Genomic DNA, 26659 nt, shown 5'->3' on the forward strand with positions numbered 1-26659 from the left:
GTGAGATCGGATTTAATAAGGTATAAAGAAGAACTAAGTCTGGAACTGACTAATATTCTGAGCTATTGGAAGAGCTTTAGTATCGATGAAGTAAACGGAGGCTTTGTCGGTAAGATCGATAATGACAACAAGATCGACGGTTCCGCTCCAAAAGGGAGTGTTTTAAATGCGAGGATCCTGTGGTCATTTTCTGCTGCTTATAATCTAAACGCAGATCCTGAATATATAGAGATGGCAGATAGGGCCTTTCGATATATAAATGACAATTTTATAGATAAAGAATTCGGGGGTGTTTATTGGTTGCTCAACGCTGAAGGTACACCTATTGACACAAAGAAGCAGGTTTATGCTCTCGCATTTAACATTTATGCATTTAGCGAGTATCATAGCGCAAGCAATAATTTATCTGCGAAATATAAAGCCATCGAGTTATACAATGACCTGATCAAACATAGTTATGATACTGATAAAGGTGGGTATTTCGAGGCCTTTGACCGGGAATGGAATCCTCTGGAGGATCTGAGGCTGAGCGAGAAGGACGCGAACGAAAAGAAGACGATGAATACTCATCTCCATATTCTTGAGGCTTTTACAGCGCTTTACCGGATCTGGCCGGATGAACACTTAAAAAGTAAAATTATTGAACTTGTTCAATACTTTACAACGCGGATAATCAATAAGGAAACCTGGAGCCTGATTTTGTTTTTTGATGAGAACTGGGAAGCCAAATCAGATATTGTTTCTTATGGACACGATATAGAAGCAGCCTGGTTATTGCTGGAAGCCGCAGAAGCAGTTCATGATGAAGGCATAATTGATCTTGTAAAATCAACTTCAGTTAAATTGGCTGAAGCTGCCAGGAACGGCCTTGATGCAGATGGAAGTCTATGGTACGAATACGAACCTTCCAAAAATCATATTGTTAGGGAAAAACACTGGTGGGTACAGGCTGAGGCCATGGTAGGTTTTTTTAATGCATGGCAGGTATCAACTGATGAACGCTTCCTTGAGATCAGTCTGAAAAACTGGGAGTTCGTGAAGCGTAAAATTATCAATTATCCAAAAGGAGAGTGGTTCTGGGGAATTGGTGAACAGAATGAAGTAATGCTGGGCGAGGATAAAGTTGGTGTCTGGAAGTGCCCCTATCATAACAGCAGGGCCTGTATAGAAATCATCAGGAGGATCGGTCAGTCAGTTCCGCCAAAAGCTTCTTCCCGATAAAGCAACATTCTTTAGGTATGATAAGCTGAGAATAATGGTGAAGTGGTCTGGGGAAGTTGTTGGGGGGAACCTGTGCTACAATCTACAGAAAAAACTGTGTAAGAACTATTCCTGAGATCTTCTCAGGATAAGTAAGTGATATGTGTATAGCCTTGGAGCTAATACGCCCTGTCTTTTTCCATTAAAAAAATATGTCTACCTTATCAGAGAATCAAAAACGGTAACCTATGAGAACCAACAATTACATTTTTGTTTTCGTTTTTTTAATGATGGGGTGTTATCAGGATTTGAAAGCACAGCGTTCAGGTAAAAACTGGATAAGGCCGAAAAGTGCAAAAAGTGAAGCCATGTGGGGCATCCGTAATGGCATTGTATTCAGTATATGGCCTGCAGGGGTAGAAAACGACAGAGATAATACGGGTGGGCCCCGTGGGTTGATCAGGGTGGGCTATGAAAATAAAGGTACGGTCTATCTAATCAACTTTTTGGCAATAGAGCCGGTAGTGGGAGGTACAATTGAATACAGCGAGATTTCACCCTCACTGATTGATAATCAATGGGGCAAGTTGATGTGGGCCGGTGAAAGCAAAACCGATACAGCTTACTTTGGGGGAGCGAAAACACGAGGTGCTATCCTGCACCCCGATAGCCGGCATCCTGAGGTTGAAGAATTGTCTGTATATATATTTATGGAACGATTTAACAATGGTGCGCATCCGTATTTCAGGCTTTTCATACGGAGCGATAATCCCGAAGAACTTGGTATAGAAGTTTTCAATCATAGCAGCAGTGCGCCAATGGAGCGTTGCGTCGTAACCGCCACTATGGGAAACTATTCACGCCTGCGTAATCTGCATTTAATTGACAAGGTGATAAAGTCAACTGAGCTTTACAAAGGGTATGAGGGAATTGGTTTCACTGAAAAGGAAAGTTATCCACTTTCGAAGTTGTGGAAGGCTAGCAATGGCGATGTTCTGGTGGTTGCTGAATCTGACGAAGATGTTAACAGCCTTAACGCTTGGCAACAGGAAAAGAATTACCTTGACAGAGCCGGTTGGCGTTACCGGCCAAATATCAAACTAAGCCAGTATTGGCGTAAAGCGGCATCGGAATATGATTCTTCGCTCATGTTGCGTGTAAACGGGAGAGCAAAATATTGGAGTGGGGGAAGTGTTAATAAGGAGGATTATATCGATATACCCGGCGGACCCTCATTTGAAAATTTTGAATTAAGAGAGCGGTACCATTCTGCCCAGAAAGTCTATTTCGGCATTACAAAAAAGACCGCAAGGCAATTTCTTGGATCGAAGTTTTAACTGGCAAGAACGTTGATTCAGGATCTTTTTTCTTGGGAAACTACCGTTTGGAATTGCAATAGTCTACTAAGTTTTTTTTTCGTCAGATATTATTTCTGGGATGCATTAGTTTAGATTCATTTAAGTGTAAACTATGCGGCTTTTTTTTCTGTTCATTATCGTTTGTTTTACCTCCAAGGGTGTCAAATAACCTGATGATGAATGGATTCTTTTCCTGCTATACAAAACCTCTGTGTACTCAAATATTGCCAGGTATGCCCGCTTCTTGGTTTTGAAAGTTTTTTAATAAACCATCTCAGTTTTCATTGTTTTAGAGAATCTCTCTATAACTGCATTATCCCAACAGTTTCCTTTCTTAGATTTTTATCCAAAGCGTTAATAAGCGGGGTTAAAGTAGGAATGACTTTCCTTCGATCCCTTTTATTGTCGAGATCTAATTCTCAATTAGAACAGGCATAAAAATTTTGTGCGTTGTATTTTGATATATAACTAATGTTCTTTGACGGCTCAGTTTGGATTGCTGTTTTGACGTTAATAAATAATCGCCTAGTGTCTGGTAGTAACACAATTATATGAAATTGTTAGCTTCAATACTGACCTTGTTATATATAGCTGTTTCATAATATTCCTCCATATTATTTTTCAGATGTTAGAGAAAAGTCTATTAAAATGATTTTCCAAATGATTTCTCATCGCATTACGGAAAAGTTCTGGAGACCCGTTTTCTAGAATATCAACCAAACCCTTGTGCGATACAAATTTGTGGAGCTGTCCCTGTTTTTTCAGCAGACCACTGTTGTGCACAAAATCAAATATAGGTAACAACATGCTCTGAAATTTTCTCAAAGTTTCGTTACCAGTGATGTCGTAAAGTTTTCCATGGAAGGCAATTTCATGTTCGATATTAAATAGGTGATCTTGTGAGGCTTCCGGTTCATTGTTTACGATGTTGCGGAGTTCTTTAAGATCTTCAACTGTGATGCGCTGAAATAAAAAATCAGCCATCCCAATTTCTAGCACTAATCTGATTTCAAAAATTTCTTTTAGTGTTCCCTGGTCTAAAATATGTGGATTCATACTTTTAGAAAGAATACCAAATAGATCAGGACTGGTAATTACTGCACCTTTCTTCTTTTTGGATTCAATCAGACCCATCATCCGTAATCTCAGCATAGCCTCCCGTACTACCGTTCTGCTAACCCCCAAGGCAGTACAAAGTTCCAGTTCAGTAGGAATGCTGTCACCAACTTTTAACTTGCGCTCCTGCAAAAGTTGAACAAGCTTATCTTCTACGCGATCTACCAATGAGCTAGTATCCAATTGTTTAAAATTACTGATGGGTTCCATTATTATGTATTATTTATTATAGGCAATTATACCTTTATATGCACTTAACACAAATATAATAGTTAAGTACGTCATTTCTCACTTAAATTATCTGTCAAATATTTGCAAATAAATAAAATAAATCTTTACTTAGTATTATTATGTATAACATAATGCAAATATTTAACCAAATTATGAAAGAAATTTACTTTAAACTCACCAAGCACTGTTTACCTTTTGTACTGATAATGGCAACCATTTCTACATTTGCGCAACAAACCATCACCGGCAAGGTTACTGATGCAACCGGACAAGGAATTCCAAGCACCACCGTTTTAGTTAAGGGCACAAAAAACGGAACGTCGACCAATCCGTCTGGAACTTACAGCATAAAGGTTGATAAAGGCGAAGTTCTGGTCTTTAGCTTAATCGGTTATCTGTCTCAGGAAATAACGATTCAGGATCAGACAACTGTTAACGTTAAACTTTTAGAAGACAGTAAAGGATTGGATGAGGTGGTTGTGGTTGGGTATGGCACACAAAACAGGAGAAGTGTAACCAGCTCCATTTCCAAGCTTGATAAAGAAGTATTGGCAAATACACCCAGATCTAATGCGGCATCTGCATTACAGGGTACAGTACCCGGTTTACAGGTCGTTACCGCATCAGGACAGCCAGGGGCGGCACCATCTATACTGCTCCGCGGTGGAGCCTCAATAAATAGCCCGGGTGCACCCCTGGTGATAGTTGATGGAGTGATCAGGTCATTAAGCGATATCTCTTCTGAAAATATAGAATCGATTGAAACCTTAAAGGATGCCTCGGCAACTGCTATTTATGGCGCAAGAGCAAACAACGGGGTGATATTGGTAACGACCAAAACCGGTAAAGCGGGCAGTGCGCAGATTTCTTACAAATTTACCGGTGGATACAATCAGGAACGTAAAGGGTACCAGTATATGGGCGCAGGCGACTATATTTATTATACCCGTTTGGGCTATCTAAATGCAGGAAGAACTTTGGCACAGGCAAATGGTTCACGGGGTTTAGGGCTTTCTACCAATGCTGCAGATCTGGCCAGTTTCGATATTAAAACCTACATTCCAGGTACAACCGTTTTGCCTAGTGGCTGGCAATTGGTTAACGATCCTTACGGTGGTCAGATCATGTATAAAGATCATGGCGGGGAAATTGAAGACCTTGTTTTCCAGAATACTTATACTAAAGATCATTATGTAAGTGCCAGTGGAGGAAACGACAAGGGGAAGTATTTTGCTGCCTTTGATGCTTACGATGAAAACGGTGTAATTGTAGGTTCAAAGTATAAAAGATATACCGGAGATATCAACGGATCGTACAAAATTAAACCGAATGTCGAGATTAGCTCGGGTGTAACATTATCCACTTCTTCTCAATTGGGAACAATCGGTGGCGAGGTGAATACCCTTTACAGAAGTTTAGCCATCTGGCCAACTTTTAATCCGTGGATTGATGAGGCAAAAACAGTAGCCAATCCAGGTAACAGTACCAGTGACGGAAACCCTTTATACTGGTTGGGCCGACTGGATAGATCAAATGAAATAAACAGGATTGTAGCCAATGCAGCTGTAAAATGGGACATTATCCCCGGACTTTATTTTAAAGCGACAGGAAACGCTTATCTATATGAAACATTGGATCAGTCTTTTCAAAAATCGACACAAACCTATGCGCAGATATTTGCCAATTCTGGTAGCAGTACCACCAGAAGCTCTTCAAGCGCATTTGGCAGGGATTTCCAAACTCAATTTAATGGAATTTTAAACTACACCAAAAGTTTTGGTAAGCACAATTTAAATTTGATGGGTGGTGCCGAGTATTTCGACGTTAAATCCTATGCGTCTCAGATATTGGGTCAGAATGCACCAACAGATGATATTCCTACAGCAAATGCTTCGACCACATTCGCTGCTGGTTCTAATTTTACAACCCGTACGGAATATAAAATTTTGTCGGCTTTCAGTCGGTTTGCTTATGATTTCGATCAGAAATATCTTTTTACAGCCGTTTTTAGATTGGATGGCGCATCTAGTTTAGCCAGCGAAAATAGAAATGGAATTTTTCCTGGTGTTTCAGCCGGATGGAATGTTCACCGCGAAGAATTTTTCAAAAACTCAAAAGTCAGCCAAATTATTTCCAGTTTAAAACCAAGGGTTAGTTATGGCCAGAATGGAAATATCGCTGGTTTAGGCCGGTATGAAACTCAGGGTGTTTACAGCTTACAGGGAAATTATAACGGTAGTGCTGGTTTCTTAAATACAGGGATCATAAACAAGGATTTAAGATGGGAAAAAAGCAAAACCACAGATTTAGGCTTGGACATGGGGTTATTAAAAGACCGCATCACTGTTATTTTTGATTATTACGACCGTAAAACAAGCGATCTCTTGACCAATCTTGATCTGCCAAGTTATACAGGCTTTTCAAGTTTTAGAACCAATTTGGGCACATTTCAAAATAAGGGTGTCGAAATAGGTGTTGATGCAAAGATTATTGATAACGGTGGTTTCAAATTCAATGTTGGGGCCAATGCTTCATTTGTAAAAAACAAAATTCTGAAATTACCTTTCAACGGAAATGAGAATAACAGACAAGGAGGCTTGCAGATTTATGATCCCGCATATGGTAAGGTGATCTGGGTTGGAGGTTTGCAGGAAGGGCAGCCTTTGGGCAACATGTATGGTTATAAACAGGTATCTATTTTTAAAGATGCTGCCGAAGTTGCGGCAGTGGCAGGCAATAGAACAGACGCCATTGCAGGTATCACGGGACCGAATTTACCAGCAGGGGCAAATGGAAGAATTACCCCTGGAGATGTAAACTGGGAGGATGTAAACGAAGATAACATCATAGATACAAGGGATCAGGTTTATTTGGGCAATATTTATCCGAAATGGACAGGTGGCTTTAATCTTAATGCAAGTTACAAAGGCTTTGGTTTTTACAACAGATGGGATTTTGCCTTGGGGCATACCATTTACAATGATTTAGTTGCCCGTACATTAGGTAACTATCAGGGTACTTTTAATTATATCGATCTACAGGCGCAGGCATGGTCGCCAACCAATACCGATACCGATATTCCTAAAGTTTACTATGCCGATCAGGTTGCAGGCTCTAAGCAAAATTACACCCGCGCCAATAATGGCAATGTGGTATTAAATGGAAACAATTCACGTCTCTATGAAAAGGGTGACTACCTGTGTTTAAGAGAGATCACACTTTCTTACAATCTCCCCAAAGAACTGTTGCAGCAATCGAAATTTTTGAATAATGCACGGATTTACGTAACAGGAAGCAATTTATTATATATCACAAAATTCTCTGGTCCATCACCCGAGCCGCCAGTTTCAGGAACTACCATTACGGGGATTTATTCTGGAACCTACCCAACTCCACGTACATTCATTATGGGAATCCAGGTAGGTTTTTAACAACAAAATGATTAAAGATGAAAACGATATTTAGAAATATAGTAGTAATGTTAGGCCTTTTTGGTGTAATTTTTACCGGATGTAAAAATGAGCTGGACTTGAATCCGGTGAGTAGTCTGAGCGATGCCAGTTATTGGCAGACTGCAGATCAATTTGATGCTTTTGTGAATGGAGTATATACCCGTCTCAGAAGTCATAATTCCAGCTTTCAGTATTTGGGGGAGTTACGGTCAGATATTTTTGGTACCGATCCCGGCTCTACGGCTAGTTTTACCGGCGAGGCAACCCAGGGTTTGGAGCGGATGTGGTTACAAACCCTCGATGCCGATAATTCGGGTGTAAGCGGTTTCGGTGGCTTCTACACCAACATTAATCAGATCAATTTGCTGATTCAAAAATTAAGTGAAAGCAACATTTTACCAGATGTCAAAAAGAAAAATTATCTTGGTATGGCATACGGTTTACGGGCGTTTTATTATTTCCAGATGTATAGAACCTGGGGCAAAACCATTATCCAAACCGAGCCAACCACTGCTGTTGATGTTTCAAATCTTGCTAAAGCGGCTTCGAGTGAAGCTGATGTAATGGCATTGATTAAAGCCGATATTGATCTTTCTAACTTAAATTTTGGAACAAGTTATGCCTTTGATGCTAAAAATAAGAAAGGATTTTGGTCTAAGGCGGCAACTCAGATGTTAAAAGCAGATGTTTATTTGTGGAACGCACACAGGAATGGCGGTATTGCGGATGCCACAACTGCTAAAACAGCTTTAACCGACATCCAGACAAATGTTACCTTGGCATTATTGCCCAATTTTGCTGATGTCTTCTCAACCACAAATAAAGACAATAATGAAATTATTTTTTCGTCGAAAAATAAATTAGACGAGGCAAACTTGGGCTTTATTAGTAATTACGTACCTCAAACAGGCTTAGTTGTTAATTTTTACGATTCAGTCGGCAACCGTAAATTCGATGTGGCAACCGATAACTACGGCGGGTTGTTAAGAGCACCTACGAAAATTGCCACCTATCGCAAATTTAATAACCTTGATATCAGAAAGAACTTAACCATTCAAGCTGCCTATACAAAAAATTCTGCTGGTGCTTATTTAATCGCAGGAGCTTTCTTAAAGAAATATCAGGGAGAGCAAAATGCAGGTAACAGGGTTTACACCAATGATTTTATTATATACAGATATGCAGACTTGCTGCTTTTATTGGCTGAGGCAAAGGTAATATTAGGCGAGAGTCCGGGAACAGAAATTAACCTGGTTAGGGCAAGGGCTTATGGAGCAAGCTACAATCTGGCCACTTTAGGCTTTCCAAATCAGGCTGTTGATGCAAATCCCAATGAAGCAATTTTAAAAGAGCGTTTTTTAGAATTCATAGGGGAAGGGAAACGATGGTATGATTTACGGCGGATGGGGGATAGTTATGTTTATGAATATACCACTATTAATGCTGCAACCGCTTATAAGCTTTTATGGCCTTTGGATAGAAGTACTTTAACCAATAACAGGGCATTGGGACAAAATCCGGGTTATCCAGCTTTTTAAACTAAAAGATCATCATAAATTGTAATTCCATTCAATTTGGCAGATTAAGCTTGTCGAAACGCTTTCATACTTTGATCGGTACTTCGGCAAGCTCAGGATGACATTCTATTAGGATTTGTACCGTCCTCAATTACTACTATGTTAAATTATCCAGATACAGAATATGTTAAATACTAAATTACAGGGGCTTATTGCCGCACCATTTACACCGTTTAATCAAGATGGTGCCTTAAACCTTGAGCTGATTCCAGAATATTACTCCTTTCTAAAGCAGAACGGTGTTATTGGGGCTTTTATCTGTGGCTCAACCGGCGAGGGCGTTTCACTTACCCGTGAAGAAAAAATGGAAGTTGCCGAAGCCTGGGCAGAAGCATGCAAAAACGATAACGATTTTAAAGTGATGACCTTGCTTGGCGGTACCTGCCTGGCTGATTGTAAGGAGCTGGCGAAACATGCAGCGAAAATTGGTTTATATGGCGTTTCTTTTACAGCACCGTCTTATTTTAAACCCTCAAATGTTTCAGTTTTAGCAGAAATGTGTGCCGAAATTGCAGCTGTAGTACCCGAAATGCCATTTTATTACTATCATATTCCAGTTTTAACGGGTACTCACCTCAATATGATCGATCTACTGGAAGCTGTTGATGGTAATGTACCAAATTTTGCCGGAGTGAAATACACGCATGAAGATTTTATGGATTTTCTTTCCTGCATGAGTTTCAAAAACAATAAATACGACATGCTTTGGGGGCGGGATGAAAATATGCTTTCGGCGCTGGTTTTAGGTTCTAAAGGTGCTGTTGGCAGCACATTTAACTACCTTACGCCATTGTATAAAAAGTTGATTGAAGCCTTTGAAGACAATGATTTGAAAACAGCAACGGCATTGCAGCAAAAATCAATTGATTTTATCCGTTTATTAGGTAAATACGGGGGCATTGCATCTGGTAAAGCTTATATGAAACTGGTCGGGTTAGATTGTGGTGAGTTTAGGCTTCCTGTTAAAAATATGGAAAAAGCTGCCTTTATGCACTTTAAAACTGATGTTGAGAAGCTGGATTTCCAGGTTTATAAAGCTATCGGTTCTTTAACCCCGAATGAACACGGATAAAAAAGGATTTTTATCCGTGTGTATCATTATATCCGTGGTAAAACGATGTTTATCCGGGCAGAGTAACTTGATGAATTGAAAGCACAAGTAATGGTTACCTTTATTTGTGCTCAAATTAATATTAATGAAAAACTTTATCTTATACCTTACTTTTTTGCTTACATCTATTATATCTTCAGAATTACTGGCTCAGAACCAGTTTGTTAAAAATATCGACTGGAATATCGCAGGCACCATACCACCGGCGCCAGGAGAAGTAGTAGCCAAAGGCTTGGCTGGTGCAATTTCTGGTAGTGATCATAACATTTTACTTGTTGCCGGTGGTACGAATTTTCCATATGAAATGCCTTGGAACGGTGGTAAAAAGAAATATTACGACGATGTTTTTCTATACCGGAAAACCAAGAGCGGTTTGCTCTTAGTATCTGCGGAACATGCGTTAAAATTACCTTTTAAACTTGCTTATAGTGCTGTTTGCAGCACAACTTACGGAATTGTGGCTGCTGGAGGCGAGAACGAAAACGGGCTGAATAAAAAGGTTTTAATCTTAAATATGAGGGGAGATGAACTGCAAGTTGATTTTCTTCCTGATTTGCCAAGCGGCGTAACCAATGCATCTTTAACTGTATTGGGTGATGTTATTTATCTGGCAGGGGGCGAATTGGCAAATGGGGCCTCGGACCAGTTTTTAAAATTGGATTTACAAAAACAGCAGGAGGGATGGAAAAAAATGATCAATCTGCCTCACGCTGTTTCACATACCATATTGTTAAATCCTGAAAATACGCATGAAATTTTCCTGGTGGGTGGTAGAAAAAGCAATTATGGTGATAAGAGTACGATTTATAGAAATGTTTATGCGTTTGACCTGGAAAGCGAAACTTGGGCAGCAAAAGCATCTTTGCCCTATACATTGTCAGCTGCTTCAGGAATTACAATTGCAAAGGATCTTTTTGTTTTTAGTGGCGATTTGGGCGAAACCTTTCACCGGGCAGAAAAATTGATCGCAGCAATGGAAAAAGAGCAAGACCCTGTTAAGAAAGAGCGGTTAAATCAACAGAAAATAAAAGTCCAGTTCAATCACCCAGGCTTCAGCAGGTCTGTATCGAAATACAATTATGAGAAAAACACTTGGTCAACCCTAAAAGCTTCGATGCCTTATGGTACAGTTACCACTCATGCGGTTTTATTTGACGATGAGATCATTATTGTTGGTGGAGAGATTAAAGCAGGGGTAAGAACACCAAATATTTTAATGGGACAAAAGAAATAAATAGATGAGAGAAAATAGATATGCATGGGTAGTTGTTGGCCTGCTTTGGTTTGTGGCGCTGTTAAACTATATGGATCGCCAAATGCTTTCGACTATGAAACCCGCCATGCAGATGGATATTGCAGAACTGAAATCGGCCACTAACTTCGGTTACTTAATGGCTATTTTTTTATGGATATATGGTTTAATGAGCCCTGTATCTGGCATTATAGCCGATAAGATAAACCGCAAATGGCTAATTGTTGGCAGTTTGCTTGTATGGTCGCTGGTAACTTTTTTAATGGGCTATGCCACTACTTTTAGTCAAATTTACTGGTTAAGGGCGTTAATGGGCGTGAGTGAAGCATTGTACATTCCTGCCGGATTATCGCTTATTGCCGATTACCATAGTTCGAAAACCAGATCAATTGCAATCGGTATCCACATGACCGGGCTTTACATGGGCCAGGCTTTGGGCGGTTTTGGCGCAACCATTGCTTCCAAATTCTCCTGGCAGGCTACCTTTCATTCTTTTGGTTTTGTAGGCATTATTTATGCGGTTATACTGTTATTCTTTTTAAAAGAAAAAAAACAATTAGTTGTGCCAGAAAGTGAAAATATCATGCTTAAGCCATCTTTATTTAAAGGATTGGCACTGTTGTTCAGCAATATATCTTTCTGGATAATCCTAATTTATTTTGCCATTCCGAGTTTACCCGGCTGGGCAACAAAAAACTGGCTTCCCACATTATTCGCCGATAATTTAGGTATCGATATGGCAAAGGCAGGGCCTATTTCGACCATTACAATTGCAGCCTCTTCATTTTTAGGAGTTATTTTTGGTGGTATTTTATCCGATAAATGGGTACAAAAAAATATTAAAGGCCGTATTTATACCAGCGCCATAGGTTTGGCCTTAACCATTCCATCACTGCTGCTTATCGGTTTTGGGCATTCGTTATTCAATATAATTGGCGCTGCTTTTTGCTTCGGGTTTGGTTACGGGATGTTCGATGCCAATAATATGCCCATACTTTGCCAGTTTGTTTCTTCAAAATACAGGGCCACGGCATATGGTGTGATGAATATGACGGGTGTTTTTGCAGGGGCCTTTATTACCGACTTATTAGGTAAATCAACTGATTCAGGGAGCCTGGGTAAAGATTTCGCCATGTTATCCATTATCGTCTTTATCGCACTAATGATTCAACTTAATTTCCTGCGTCCAAAATTCAATGATTTTGAAGATGCTTAACACAATAGAAAAAAATGAAAAATATTAAAAGAAAAGCAGGCTTAAGTTTATTGCTCATGCTTGCCTCATTTACATTAAAAGCGCTTCCATTAAAAGGAATAACTATTACCGCATCATCTCCGGTTGTCCCGGTTTTAAAAGGATTGGAATCGAACCCGCTTTTGAGCGTACGGATTTATATCCCGGCAGGGGAAAAAGAAATTTCTTTCAAAACGATCACTGCCAATCTTAACCCGGTTGCACTTCGATCGTTAGAAAAAATTGATGTGTATTTTACAGATCAGGAACCACTTTTTGCAGCTAAAAACAAACTGACTACAGTTAACCCCTCAACGGGGAGTTTAAGTTTTGATCTCAATCTAAAACTTAAGCCTGGTATGCATTACATCTGGTTTAGTGCTAAACTAAAAGAAGAGGCAGATATCGATTCAAAAATTGAATTTCATGCCAGTCAAATTCTCTCTGATAATGCTAAAAAATATGTAATTAAAGAAGAAGGGCTAGGTTTTGTTAAAAGACTGGGCGTTGCTGTAAAAAAAGCTGGAGAAAACGGTATCAACACTTTTAGGATACCGGGAATAGCCATCACTGATAAAGGTTCGCTGATTACGGTTTATGATATCCGTTATAGAAACTCGGGCGATTTGCCGGGAAATATCGATGTGGGTATGAGCAGAAGTACAGATGGCGGCAAAAGCTGGCAACCCATGAAAGTGATTATGGATATGGGACAGCCGAATGAAAATAATGGTGTTGGCGATCCGGCGGTGCTTTTTGATCCTGTTACCAAAAAAATCTGGGTAGCTGCATTATGGAGTAAAGGAAACCGTTCTATTGCAGGCTCCAAACCAGGGCTATCGGAAGATGTAACCGGCCAATTGGTTATGGTGAGCAGCGATGATGATGGATTGACCTGGTCGGTACCAAGAAGTCTTACTAAAGGTACGAAAGATCCTGAATGGAACCTGTTTTTTAACGGACCGGGCAGTGGTATAGCCATGGCTGATGGGAAACTGGTTTTTGCCGCTCAATACTGGGATGAAAACGCAATGCCATATTCCACGCTGGTATACAGTCCGGACCATGGTTTAACTTGGAAAACAGAAGACGGGCCAAAACCCAATACCACAGAAAGCCAGATTATCGAAACCACGCCGGGGGTTTTAATGTTGAACATGCGCGATAACCGCGGAAGTTTTAGAAGCGTGGCAACTACTGATAACCTGGGGAAAACCTGGACAGAGCACCATACCTCTTACAACGCGCTTCAAGATCCGATTTGTATGGCCAGTTTTATTAAAGCGAATGTGCTGTTAAAAGGCAAGCCAACTGAAGTGGTATTTTTCGGAAATAATAACACGCAGGCCAACCGGTATAACCTGACTGTTAAAGCAAGTTTAGATCTAGGGGAAACCTGGAACAGCAAAAATGAACTTTTGGTGGATGATAGAAAGTTTTTTGGTTATTCTTCACTGACTAAAATTGATGACAATACCATTGGCTTCTTTTATGAGGGCTGGAAAGATTTATATTTTGTGCGTATTCCAGTAAAAGAAATTATAAAATAAACCTACATGAAAGCTTTTTTAGGGATACTTTCAATGCTGTTTTTTCTGATCAGCAGCAATGGCTACGCGCAAAAAATAAAAGTGGCCTGTATCGGAAACTCAGTTACCGCAGGTTATCTACTGGCCAATCCGAAACAAGAATCTTACCCCGCACAATTGCAACAGCTATTGGGCAATAACTATCTGGTGGGCAATTTTGGGCATAGTGGAGCAACGCTTTTAAAAAAAGGTCACAATCCTTACTATAAAACCAAGGAATTTGATGAGGCATTGAACTTTCGTGCTGATATAGCCATAGTTCACCTTGGTTTAAATGATACCGATCCACGGAACTGGCCAAATTATAAAGACGAATTTCAAGCAGATTATCAATGGCTCATTGAGCAATTAAAACAAGGTAACCCAAAGCTTAAAATTTATATCTGCAAGCTCAGTCCAATTTTTAGTGGGCATCCAAGGTTTAAATCAGGTACAAGGGACTGGTATTGGCAGGTCCAGCAGAAGGTTGAACAAATTGCAGGGATAAATCAATTTGAACTTTTAGACCTCAACTCGGCTTTGAGTAACCGCCCCGATCTATTTGCTGATGATCTGCATCCTGATATTACAGGGGCAGGAATAATAGCCAAAACTGTTTACAGCCATATCATAGGTGATTTTGGCGGTTTTAAACTGGATGCAATTTTTTCCGATCATATGGTTTTGCAACGCGATCAGCCAATCCCTGTTTACGGTACGGGCAATGCCGGCGAAAAGGTAACAGTTGAACTCAATCACATCATTAAACATGTCATTACCAATAAAAATGGCAGCTGGAAAGTGTTTTTTCCGCCCACGAAATTTGGCGGGCCGTATACAATGAGGGTAATCTCCAAACAGTATGATATCTTCATTAATGATGTAATGATCGGAGATTTATGGCTATGCTCAGGTCAGTCTAATATGGCCTTCCCCTTGAAATCTTCGGCCACTGCACAGGCTACTTTGAGCCATTTAAATAAAAATCACAGCATCAGGTTGTTAAAGTATAATTTATTGGCCGAAACCGATAACATCAGCTGGGATGAAAAAACATTGGGCCAAATTAACGCACTCCATTATTTTTCTGGTAGCTGGGCAAAAGCAGATGTAGATCAGGTAGGTAATTTTTCGGCGGTTGCTTATTATTTCGGAGAAAAACTTTCTACAGTTACACAAGTTCCCATAGGATTGATTCAAATGGCCGTTGGTGGTTCAACAATGGAATCGTGGATCGACCGCAAAACTCTGGATCATGATGACCTGTTGGTTGATTTATTGGCTAACTGGCGGAAATCTGATTTTATGCAGGATTGGGTGCGGAGCAGGGCAGAGTTAAATCTTAAGAATGCCATAAACACAAAACAGCGGCATCCTTATGAACCGGCCTATAATTACGAAGCCGGGATTTCAAATTTAGTCGGCTTCCCAATAAAAGGTGTAATCTGGTATCAGGGAGAAAGCAATGCGCACAATGTTGAACTTTTCACTTATGAATTTCCGTTGTTGGTAAAAAGCTGGCGAAAAAAATGGCAGCGCAATTTCCCTTTTTATTATGTTCAGCTTTCTGCTATTGATCGTCCTTCATGGCCTTATTTCAGAGATGCCCAGCGAAAACTGCAGGCTGTTATCCCCAATTCGGGTATGGCGGTAAGTTCTGATTTGGGCGATTCGGTTAATGTTCATCCAGCACATAAAAAAGAGATTGGCGAACGCCTGGCCTTGCTTGCCCTTAAAAATACCTATCATCACAATGTTCGTTCCAGTGGCCCTGTGGCGATAAAAGCAGTAAGGACGCGAAATACAATAGTGATAACCTTTAATCAAGCCAAAAAGCTTATGACGGCTAATGATGAAATACTAAAAGGTTTCGAAGTAGTGGATGATCACGGAAATCACCTCAAAGTGAAATCTGCTTTTTTTAATAACAAAGTGCATCTAACGGTCCCAAAGGAATTAAAAGTTATCCGGGTATTATACGCCTGGCAACCCTTTACGAGAGCCAATTTAATCAACGAAGCAAAATTGCCGGCTTCCACATTTTCCATTCCCATAAATTAAACCCATATGAGCTATACCAATGAAGAACTGAAATCACTCGCATCGTTTTATAAAAGCCAATTGTTAAACAATACGGTTCCGTTTTGGTTCCCCAGATCGGTTGATCAGGAATATGGCGGATATTTGTTAATGCGTGATCATGACGGAACCCTGATTGATGATGATAAGGCCGTATGGATCCAGGGCCGTGCTGTCTGGTTATTGTCTACACTTTTTAATACCATTGAACCCAAACAGGAGTGGCTTGACGGGGCAAAATCGGGAATCGACTTTTTAAACCGGTTTTGTTTCGATGCCGACGGACAAATGTTTTTTCATGTTACCCGCAATGGCCAACCGATCCGTAAAAGGCGTTATTACTTTTCGGAAACGTTCGCTGTAATTGCCAATGCGGCCTATGCAAAAGCAAGTGGAGATAAAGCTGCGGCCGAAAAGGCCAGGCATCTTTTTGGAAAATGCATTGAATATTCCACTACGCCAGGATTGCTGCCTGCAAAGTTCACCGATACACGTCCATCAAAAGGTATCGGTGTTCCAATGATTATGATGAATACTGCACAGCAATTGAGAGAAACCATTGGCGATCCACGTTGCGATGAATGGATTTTGACCTGGATTGAAGAGATCAAAAATGATTTTGTCAAAGATGATATTCAGTGCGTGATGGAGCAAGTGGCACCAGATGGTTCTATAATTGATCATATTGATGGAAGAACGTTAAATCCTGGCCATGCCATTGAAGGTGCCTGGTTTATCCTGCATGAAGCAAAATACCGGAACAACGATCCGGAATTGATTAAACTCGGATGTAAGATGCTCGATTATATGTGGGAGCGGGGCTGGGATAAGGAATATGGAGGAATTCTATATTTCAAAGATGTGTACAACAAACCTGTTCAGGAATATTGGCAGGATATGAAATTCTGGTGGCCACAAAACGAAACCATCATTGCAACATTACTGGCTTATACCTTAACCGGAAATGAAAAATACGCACGCTGGCACAAAATGGTACACGATTATGCTTACGATAAATTTCATGATCAGCAAAGTGGTGAATGGTTTGGATACCTGCACCGGGATGGTACAGTAGCACAAACGGCAAAGGGTAATTTATTTAAAGGTCCTTTCCACTTACCGAGGCAGGAATGGTACTGTACGCAGTTGTTGAAAAGCTTAGGTTATTAATTGGTGACTTCGATAAATTATCAATTAGCGATTTCAGTTTTGCCCTACTTAAAATAATGAGTTAAAAAAATATGTCCGGATTAAAATTTTTAAATTAATGAAAACCTTTAAATTGAATTTATTAGTAATTGCCATCCTTTGCAATGTCTCATTTTGCTCATTTGCACAAAAACAGCCGCCTACTGCTAAAAGACCTAATATTATTATCATTGTTTCTGATGATCATGCTTACCAGGCGATAAGTGCTTATGGAAGTAAACTTATGCAAACGCCAAATATCGATCGGATTGCCAAAGAAGGCGTAAGGTTTAATAAGGCCTATGTTACAAATTCAATATGCGGTCCGAGCAGAGCAGTAATCCTGACAGGTAAATACAGCCATAAAAATGGTTTTAAAGATAATGAAAGCTCTGTATTCAATGGCGATCAGGATTCGTTCATAAAACAGCTTCAAAGGGGGGGCTACCAAACTGCCTGGATAGGCAAGTGGCATCTTGAAAGCAAACCTCAGGGATTTGATTTCTGGCAGATCCTACCCGAACAGGGACAATACTACAATCCGGATTTTAATATGATGGATGGCACAAAAAGACGCGTTAACGGTTATGTGTCGAATGTGATAGAAGACGTTACCGAACAATGGTTGGATAAAAGAGATGCAAGCAAACCATTTTGTTTGGTAATTGGTCACAAAGCGACCCACAGGGTCTGGCTTCCTGATACTGCCGATCTGGGTAGCTATGACAAAGTTAATTTTCCTTTGCCAGCTAATTTTTATGATACCTATAAAGGGCGGGAAGCGGCTAAAATTCAGGACATGTCAATAGAGAAGACTATGATCATGGGATATGATCTTAAAATGTTTGGAAGTGACGGAGCGGAAGCGGCAGACGGAAATTTTAAAAGAATGGATGCGACGCAAAAAGCAGCTATTGATGCCTATTACAAACCCATCCAAAATGATCTCAATGCTCAAAAACTAACAAGTAAAGCTTTAACAGAATGGAAGTTTCAGAGGTATATGCGCGATTATTTAAGTACTGCTAAATCTCTCGACCGAAATATAGGCAGAACACTTGATTACCTGGAGAAAAACAAATTGAAAGACAATACGATAGTTATTTATTTATCAGATCAAGGTTTTTACCTCGGAGAGCATGGGTGGTTCGACAAGAGATGGATTTACGAAGAATCCTTCCGTACGCCAATGGTAATGAGATATCCTGGTGTAGTTAAACCAGGTTCCATATCTGAAAATTTTGTAATGAATCTTGATATTGCACCTACCGTACTTGATATTGCAAAAATCAATATCCCAAGGGATATACAGGGTGAATCAATGTTGCCCGCACTAAAAGACCGTACCCGGCGAAGAAAAGTTTTATATTATCACTATTATGAAAATGGAGAACATTCAGTTTCCCCCATTTTGGCATACGTACCGAAAGATATAAACTAATCCGTTTTTATAAACGTGTTAACGGATGGGAACTTTATGATATAAAAAGTGATCCGCATGAAATTCAAAATAAATATGGTGCAAAGGGATTCGAAAAGATTACCGCTAACTTAAAAAAGCAGCTTAATACTCAGATTGCCAAATATGAAGATTTGGATGCAAAGGAAACCTTAAAAAAACAATAACTTTTGGCAGATCTAAAAAAAACAATTACAGATCAAAGCTGAATCGTAGTTCAGGTTGAGAGGAAAGGAAAGATGTTTCCTCTCAATAGCCAGATGCTGTTTCTCATGTTTTAAACGAACAGGTTTGCGCTAAAACCTTGCATTATATCCCTTGACCCTTTACGAACTACACTATCCTTAAATAAGGCTAGGCTTTTGGAATCATCACTGTTCCAATAAACGTTTCCATCGATTATAACGTATTTGGATAAATACAACGGGTTTATTTTTTCATGTATAACATAATAATTTTACATCTAGTGGCTACTGTCTTATTTCTTTATACAATGATAACTCTACAGGCCTTAAGTTAACACATGTAATAAATCCCACAGGGGTGCTCCCCGTTTATAGAAATAAAGCATTATTAATTGATGGTTTAGTCACACACCCTTAAAAAGAATATAAAACACTTAAATGGCTATATATCAATCCATGACGGATCTGGAATTATTGGATTTACTTGGTAAAAGTGATGAAAACGCCTTTAGGGAAATTTATTATCGATATTGGAAAGTTGTGTTTACAAATGCCAAAAAAAAGCTCGATGATTTTCAGGATGCAGAGGATTTGGTAAACGAACTTTTTGTTTCAATCTGGAAACGCCGGACTCATATGCCCGAAATCCAGTCTTTAACGAATTACTTTAAGGGGGCTGTAAGAAACCAGGTCTTAAAATACTGGGGGATGAAATATAAAGCTGAATCTTATATTTTGGAACAGCAAAACAAATTTTATGCACAGGAAAGCGTTCTTCAAAGCGATTTGGAATATAAAGAGTTGGAGCTGGAGGTCAATAAAGCCATATCATCATTGCCAGAAAAATGCAGATTGGTTTTTGAACTCAGCAGGGTAGAAGGATTATCTCAACAGCAGATCGCAGCTAAGCTTGGTATATCTTTAAAAACTGTAGAAGCACATATAAGCAAGGCACTAAAGATCCTCAAAATTAAACTTGGTAAATAATTTTTGATTTTTTTTTTGTAAGCCGCTAAGGGTAAGCAAACAAAAACAGTACTATGTATATAGCAACCAAATATGGAAAACAATATACAAAGAAAAAAGTACATGCAACTGGCAGCTAAATGGCTGGATGGCAGATGTACTGATGCTGAAGAGATAGAACTATTTAACTATTATGAACAATATGGTGAGGATAATTTCCAGTTGCTGCCAACCCATAATGGTGATGAAGCATTTTACAGGGATATTCTTCTTGATAAAATTAATAAAAAAATAAAGAGGAAGCCTGTCTTTTCAATGCATTTGATAAAATGGGCGAGTGCTGCTGCAATCATACTAGTTATTGGCACATTATTAATCAACAGATACAAAACGCATTCGGTACAGCATGTTAAATTGGTTGCTCAAAATTTTAAACATAAGACACTCATACAGAATGAAGCCGTTCTTATTCAAAATGATGGAAAGATAATCAAGCTCGGAGAAGCAGGAAAGCTGCATTTGCCCAGCGATTTAAATATACATCATGATAGCAGTGGAACACTTGTTTATAGGATAGCCAAACAAGCTGAAGCAACCGATCCGAAATTAAACGAAATACGTACGCCGGCAGGCCAAACCTTAATTGTTTACCTTTCAGATGGAACCAAGGTACATCTAAATGCTGCTTCTTCACTTAAATTTCCTGGTACGTTCACTTCAGCAAGTAGAAAGGTTTTCCTATCTGGAGAGGCCTATTTTGAAGTAACTAAAAATAAAACCAAGCCTTTCATAGTTTCAACTGCAAATCAGGAAGTTGAAGTTTTGGGTACGCACTTTAATGTTAATGCTTATGATAATGAAGCCGATAGCAGAACCACATTAATTGAGGGGAGTGTGAAAATTCATCCTAAACACTTTGCTAAATCAAGTATACTTATTCCGGGGCAACAAGCTGTACTTGGAAAACAGATTTTAAGTGTTACTGATGTTGATCCCAACGGGGTGCTTGCCTGGCGTGGAGGATACTTTCTTTTTAATAATGAAGATCTTGAAAGTATTATGAGAAAACTCGAAAGGGTTTATGGTATCGAGGTGATTTATAAAACCAAAAAGAATCCAGAATTAACATTTGCAGGCAGAATTTCCCAACAAAGGAGTTTAACAAGCATTTTGAAAATTCTATCAGAAACTGGCGATGTAAGCTTTAGTGTTTCAGGAAGGAAGGTAGTTGTTTCAAAATAATTAGGAATTCCAGCTAGGATTATGTCCTAAACAAAGTTAACCAGCCAGCTAAATCAAACAATAAACTAATCCTCAACTATCCAAATGTATAAATTTTACAAGATACTCATGCGTGGTGAATACTTCTGCGCACCAAAATTTTTCCGGGTAATTAAACTGATTGCCACAACACTCTTTATTGGGATAATCCCGGTGAGTGCTACAAGCTTCGCACAAAAAATTACCCTTAATGTTAAAAATGCACCACTAGAAAAAATATTTTCCCAGATACAGAGCCAAACGGGGTATGACTTTTTTTATAATTCAAACCTCATCCGAAAAGCGAAGCCGGTAAGCCTTGATATAAGCAATAGTGACTTATTAACTGCACTGGATAAGTGTTTTACCAATCAGCCCTTTACATACTCGGTTACTGAAAGAGCGGTAATCATTAAAGAAAAGCCTTTGTTCGCAGAGCTGCAACAAGACAAAGTAATTGACATTGTAGGGAAAATCATTGACGATACAGGTCAGGGAATACCGGGAGCTTCAATAAAAGTATTAGGAACAGCTAAAGGGACAATGAGTGATGCCGATGGCATGTTCCGGATTGCAGGTGTGGAGAAAGGGCAGGTGCTGGTAATAAGCAGTATCGGATTTGAATCCAAAGAGATCAAAGTTTCGGATTCGAAGGAAATCGTTGTAAAACTTTTAAGCGCATCAAGTGCGTTAAACGATGTCGTAGTTGTTGGCTACGGCACACAGAAGAAAGTAAATTTAACCGGTGCAGTATCCGTGATCAAAAGTCAGGACTTGGAAAACCGCCCGGTTATAAACGCTACGCAGAGATTGGCAGGCCTTGTTCCAGGATTGAATGTTAATGCCACGGGAAATGCAAAACCCGGCCAGAGTTATGGATTGAACATCAGGGGTGTCGGAAATTTAAGCGGCACAGACAATCCCTTTGTATTGGTTGATGGTACACCGATGCCTTTGGATAGGGTGAACCCAGACGATATTGAATCTATTTCTGTACTAAAGGATGCATCTGCATCAGCGATATACGGTGCAAGAGCTGCCTATGGGGTGATTTTGGTAACAACAAAAAAAGGTGTGGAAGGGAAAACCAATGTTAGTTATTCCAATAGTATTGGTTTAACCTCACCTATCCAGTTGCCGGATGTTGTAGATGCCTATAATTTTGCACAGTATTTTAATGCTGCTACATTTAATGCAACAGGTACAAAACAATATTCAGAAGAAAAACTGTCTCAGCTTCAACAATACATGCAGAATCCTTCAGGGTTTCCGGTTTTGCCCGAAGCAAATGATAATTACCTGAGCAATTGGGAAAACACAGCTAACGGCGTGGCCAATACCAACTGGCTTGATTTTAACTATAAACCTTTTGCCCTCAGACAGACCCATAACCTAAATGTAAGTGGTGGTTCCAAAGATATTCAATATTATATTTCAGGAGGTTATAACAACGAAGACGGCTCATTGCGATATGCTGAGATCAATTTTCAGCGTTACAACTTCAACACTTCAATCAGCGCACATATCACCAAATGGATGAAAGCGTCGGTAAACTCCAAGTTTTCTCAAAGCCGTTATTCAAGTCCGTTTTCCGGAGCATTTGAAAACCTCTTTTTTCACAATATGTTAAGGATGCGTCCGAATGTTTCACCATATGATCTAAGCGGAAATTTCAATGAAATATCAGGGGTTCCGTATCTCCGGTTCGGATCAGAAAATATAAACAGGGAGAACGCAATCAGTATATCTCCCAGCCTCAGAATTACACCTTTAAAAAACTGGAATATAAATGTTGATTTCAATATCCTGCGGACAAATACCGACGATGCAGCATTGTTGATACCGGGAATCGTTTATGGAATTGATGGTACGCCAAAATTTGTGAACAGATCTGAATACGGCATAGTGCTTACAGGCGGTTATTCACGTGGAAGCGCAACAAATACTTATATATCTCCAAATATTTATACCGCCTACGAAATCAAACTGGATAGCGGGCACCAGTTTAATTTTTTGGGTGGCTATCAGCAGGAATTGAACCAGTTCGAATCGCTGTCTTCAGGTGCTCAGGATCTGATCAGTTTTGCTACACCAGGATTGATACTGACTACATCTCCTGCGGTATCAGGTGAGGCAAGGAATGAGTGGGCAAATAAAGGATTTTTTGGTAGGATAAATTACAATTACAAAAATAAGTATTTGTTGGAAGCCAATGCAAGGTACGACGGCTCATCCAGGTTTGCACCAGGTAAAAGGTGGGGTTTCTTCCCATCGGTATCATTAGGTTATAACATTGCCGAAGAAGAGTTTATAAAAAATGGAAGTAAATTCATCAACGTATTAAAACTGCGAGGCTCATATGGAACGCTCGGCAACCAGGCTGGTGCACCGATATATTCTTACGCTCAAACGATGAGAACATCTGTGCCCGGAGCCAGTGGTGCAGGGCCACAATGGTATTTTCAGAATGGTCGGGAAGCGAATATTTTTGCTCCCGCACCATACAACCCGGCATTGACCTGGGAAAAGGTACTAAGTGGAAATCTAGGTCTGGATTTTGAGCTGCTAAGCAATAGGTTAACCGGAAGCTTGGATATTTATCAAAGAAATACCAAAAACATGCTTGGGCCTTCATTTGATATTGCAGATATGTTTGGAGGGGTCGTACCATCCAGCAACAATGCTGATCTGCGTACCCGCGGATGGGAACTCAGCTTAAACTGGAAAGGTAAAATAGGTCAGGAAATTGCATATAGGTTCGGTGGAACACTTTCAGATTATAAATCTGTGGTAACCCGGTATCAAAACCCTACGTTCAACAATCCTGCTGGTTCTTTTTATGAGGGTAAGGATATTGGAGAAATTTGGGGATACAGGAGTGATGGCCTGATACAGAATGCTGCTGAAGCCGCTGAATATAATAAATTGAACAGAAGCTTCATTTCCCCGCTAGACTGGAAGCCTGGAGATGTTAGGTATCTTGATCTCAATAATGATGGGAAAATAAGCAATGGGAGTAATAAGCTCGGTGATATGGGCGATTTGACCGTGATAGGAAATACAAATCCGCGTTACACTTATTCCCTTAATGGCAGCATGAGCTGGAAAGGATTAACATTTTCGGTTCTTTTACAGGGTATAGGTAAAAAGAATTATGCTCCGGGAATAGGAGATGTGTATTTCTGGGGGGCAGGAGCTTTGGCACAGGTGACCGTATTTGAACAGCACCTTGATTTTTGGACGCCTCAAAATCCCGGTGCCTATTACCCTAACCCATATGCAGCCCCTGCTGGCTCACAGAACTCGTTTTCAAACAAAACACAACAGGTAACCGACCGGTATCTCCAAAGCGCCTCTTATTTGAGGTTAAAAAATGCAACCCTCAATTATTCGCTGCCTAAGCAATGGGTAAACAAAATAAAATTAAGCAAGGTAAATCTTTTTGTATCCGGTGAAAATCTGTTTGTCATTACAAACCTGGCAAAAATGTTCGATCCCGAAGGACTCACTGGCTCAGTTGGTACAGGGAAGGCTTATCCGTTGAGTAAAGTATATGCATTCGGCCTTAACTTATCACTATAACTTAAGTAAAATGAAACAAGATAATAAACTAAAATACCTATCCGTTATCTGGATACTATTGGCATTGGTTTCGTGTAAAAAGGATTTCCTCGAACGCAAACCTTTGGATGCATTAAGCACAGCGAATCCTTTGGCTACCCCTAATGAATTGAGGCTTTACCTTAACCAGTTCTACAATGCCTTTCCGGTACATCCGGTAAATGTTGGTGGCACAGGTATTGCTTTTGACGACGCCGGTACTGATAACATGATATTCTCATCGGTAAATACGAGGCTGACAGGACAGCTTGCCCTGAGCAATGCCTCAAGTTTAAGTGCTTATAGTACTATAAGAAGCCTAAACTATTTTTTGGCCAATTATAAGAATGCTAAAGGAGATCAGAACTTAATTAACCAATACGTTGGAGAAGCCAGGTTTTTCAGGGCCTTGAATTATTTTAATCTTGTAAAGGGATATGGTGATGTAACATGGGTAAACCAGGTATTGCCAGAAGATCCCGAAGTGATGAAGGTTGCAAGAGATCCCAGGACTTTGGTTATTGACTCTGTTCTGCAAGACCTCGATGTGGCCATTAGCTTATTGCCGGCCGCTTCTTCAAGCGCAAGCATGCGCGTGCATAAAGATGTTGCATTGGCATATAAATCCAGGATTGCCTTGTATGAAGGTACCTGGCAAAAGTATCATCAACAAAAAGCCGATCCATTTTTTACAAACGGAATATCGGATGATAAAATCCGCAATTATTTAAGCCAGGCCAGAGACGCAGCTTTAATAGTGATCAGTAGCGGGCGATGGTCTATTTATAATACGGGCAAACCACTTCAGGATTACTCGGATCTTTTTATATCACCTGATCTTTCAAATAATAAAGAGGTAATGCTCTGGCGAAAATATAATGCAGGTGACAATATAGGACATAGCGTTTCAAAATATATTTCCTCAGATGGTGGGGATCTGGGGCTCACGCTTTCTTTGGTGGATGATTATCTCACCATCAACGGAACACCATTTACGGGTGCTGAGCGTTTAAATGCTCAACGCAAATATGCCCAGGAACTTTTACCAACCCTCCGTGATCCACGTTTATCACAGACTGCAGGGGTGCCCGGGCAGCCCATGAAACCTGTGAATGTTCTGGTTCCCAACTTTCCACCAATAGACCAGACTGGTTTCAATAAAAATACCACTGGTTATCCAATGCATAAATTTTTAGAATATGGTAATTCGTCAGCAACTACGGATGACTTTAAAAGTATGGCACCTGGCATTGCCATCCGTTATGCTGAAGTATTATTAAATTATGCCGAGGCTATTGCTGAACTGGGAGGAGATCAATCACAGATTGTAAATGCACTAAAGCCTTTGCGGGATAGGGCTGGGATGCCGCAGGTAGATGTTATAAAAGAATTTAGTACAGCCGCTGATTATCCTTTTAAAAACTTATCTCCTGCTGTTCAGGCAGTACGGAGAGAAAGGCGTGTTGAGCTTGCATGTGAAGGTTTCCGAACTGATGACATTTTAAGATGGGCAGCGGCAGATCTTATTCTCGTAAACAAAAGACAGCTGGGAACACTTTTTACAGGGAGCGATTTAGCCGAACAAAATGCACCCTCTGGTTTTTATAAAGGGGCTATTTATTATGATACTGCTCCGCAGGGAAAATCAGTTAACTTATTTCTTACCGGGAATCCGGGCGACCAAATCAGGTACATTGATCCGCACAAAAATGTGCTGCCAACTGGTTACCGGTTTAACCTACAGAGAGATTATCTTTTGCCCATTCAACAAAGAATGCTGCAATTAACAGATGGAAAGTGGAAACAAAACCCAGGCTGGTAAT

Annotated in this window: 15 protein-coding genes and 2 pseudogenes; 15 read left to right on the top strand and 2 right to left on the bottom strand. The window is 39.9% G+C overall.

Going from position 1 to position 26659, the window contains the following annotated elements:
- Both ACZZZW_RS08320 and ACZZZW_RS08325 read left to right on the top strand, forming a co-directional pair.
- Window positions 1-1221, top strand: coding sequence for an AGE family epimerase/isomerase (locus ACZZZW_RS08320; protein ID WP_463492890.1), 1221 nt, complete (start codon window positions 1-3; stop codon window positions 1219-1221).
- Window positions 1222-1448: 227 nt separating this feature from the next.
- Window positions 1449-2537 carry a hypothetical protein gene (locus ACZZZW_RS08325; RefSeq protein WP_463492891.1) on the top strand — a complete coding sequence of 363 codons (1089 nt, stop codon included), beginning with the start codon at window positions 1449-1451 and terminating at the stop codon, window positions 2535-2537.
- 120 nt (window positions 2538-2657) lie between these two features.
- On the opposite strand, the pseudogene ACZZZW_RS08330 reads toward ACZZZW_RS08325, so the two are convergent.
- Window positions 2658-2804 (bottom strand): annotated as a pseudogene (locus ACZZZW_RS08330) (hypothetical protein); the annotation flags it as partial.
- A 375-nt stretch (window positions 2805-3179) separates the two neighbouring features.
- On the bottom strand, window positions 3180-3884 hold the full coding sequence (locus ACZZZW_RS08335) for a FadR/GntR family transcriptional regulator (RefSeq protein WP_463492892.1): 705 nt from the start codon (window positions 3882-3884) through the stop codon (window positions 3180-3182).
- Between the two features lie 173 nt (window positions 3885-4057).
- Between ACZZZW_RS08335 and ACZZZW_RS08340 the strand changes: the two genes are divergently transcribed.
- The 13 genes and pseudogenes from ACZZZW_RS08340 to ACZZZW_RS08400 all read left to right on the top strand — a co-directional run bounded on the left by ACZZZW_RS08340 (window position 4058) and on the right by ACZZZW_RS08400 (window position 26658).
- On the top strand, window positions 4058-7336 hold the full coding sequence (locus ACZZZW_RS08340) for a SusC/RagA family TonB-linked outer membrane protein (RefSeq protein WP_463492893.1): 3279 nt from the start codon (window positions 4058-4060) through the stop codon (window positions 7334-7336).
- Between the two features lie 17 nt (window positions 7337-7353).
- Window positions 7354-8895, top strand: a complete 1542-nt coding sequence (nanU, locus tag ACZZZW_RS08345) for a SusD family outer membrane lipoprotein NanU (protein ID WP_463492894.1) — start codon at window positions 7354-7356, stop codon at window positions 8893-8895.
- 163 nt (window positions 8896-9058) lie between these two features.
- The gene (locus ACZZZW_RS08350; protein WP_055911093.1) at window positions 9059-10006 is read left to right on the top strand and encodes a dihydrodipicolinate synthase family protein; all 948 of its coding nucleotides are present in this window, start codon (window positions 9059-9061) and stop codon (window positions 10004-10006) included.
- A gap of 124 nt (window positions 10007-10130) precedes the next feature.
- Window positions 10131-11279 (top strand): hypothetical protein, encoded by a 1149-nt coding sequence (locus tag ACZZZW_RS08355; protein WP_463492895.1) that lies wholly within the window; start codon window positions 10131-10133, stop codon window positions 11277-11279.
- A 4-nt stretch (window positions 11280-11283) separates the two neighbouring features.
- Window positions 11284-12513 carry an MFS transporter gene (locus ACZZZW_RS08360; protein ID WP_463492896.1) on the top strand — a complete coding sequence of 410 codons (1230 nt, stop codon included), beginning with the start codon at window positions 11284-11286 and terminating at the stop codon, window positions 12511-12513.
- Window positions 12514-12527: 14 nt separating this feature from the next.
- Entirely contained in the window at window positions 12528-14081 is a 1554-nt protein-coding gene (locus tag ACZZZW_RS08365; RefSeq protein WP_463492897.1) for an exo-alpha-sialidase, read from the top strand.
- 6 nt (window positions 14082-14087) lie between these two features.
- Complete coding sequence (locus tag ACZZZW_RS08370) at window positions 14088-16160, top strand: GDSL-type esterase/lipase family protein (RefSeq protein WP_463492898.1); 2073 nt, start codon at window positions 14088-14090, stop codon at window positions 16158-16160.
- Window positions 16161-16166: 6 nt separating this feature from the next.
- Complete coding sequence (locus ACZZZW_RS08375; protein ID WP_463492899.1) at window positions 16167-17348, top strand: AGE family epimerase/isomerase; 1182 nt, start codon at window positions 16167-16169, stop codon at window positions 17346-17348.
- A gap of 97 nt (window positions 17349-17445) precedes the next feature.
- Window positions 17446-18992 (top strand): annotated as a pseudogene (locus ACZZZW_RS08380) (sulfatase family protein).
- 456 nt (window positions 18993-19448) lie between these two features.
- Complete coding sequence (locus ACZZZW_RS08385; protein WP_463492900.1) at window positions 19449-19997, top strand: RNA polymerase sigma-70 factor; 549 nt, start codon at window positions 19449-19451, stop codon at window positions 19995-19997.
- Window positions 19998-20069: 72 nt separating this feature from the next.
- Window positions 20070-21218, top strand: a complete 1149-nt coding sequence (locus ACZZZW_RS08390) for a FecR family protein (protein WP_463492901.1) — start codon at window positions 20070-20072, stop codon at window positions 21216-21218.
- An 84-nt stretch (window positions 21219-21302) separates the two neighbouring features.
- Entirely contained in the window at window positions 21303-24818 is a 3516-nt protein-coding gene (locus ACZZZW_RS08395) for a TonB-dependent receptor (protein ID WP_463492902.1), read from the top strand.
- Between the two features lie 10 nt (window positions 24819-24828).
- Window positions 24829-26658, top strand: coding sequence for a RagB/SusD family nutrient uptake outer membrane protein (locus tag ACZZZW_RS08400; protein ID WP_463492903.1), 1830 nt, complete (start codon window positions 24829-24831; stop codon window positions 26656-26658).
- Window position 26659 lies beyond the last annotated feature (1 nt).

Source organism: Pedobacter sp. AC379, from assembly GCF_979258145.1.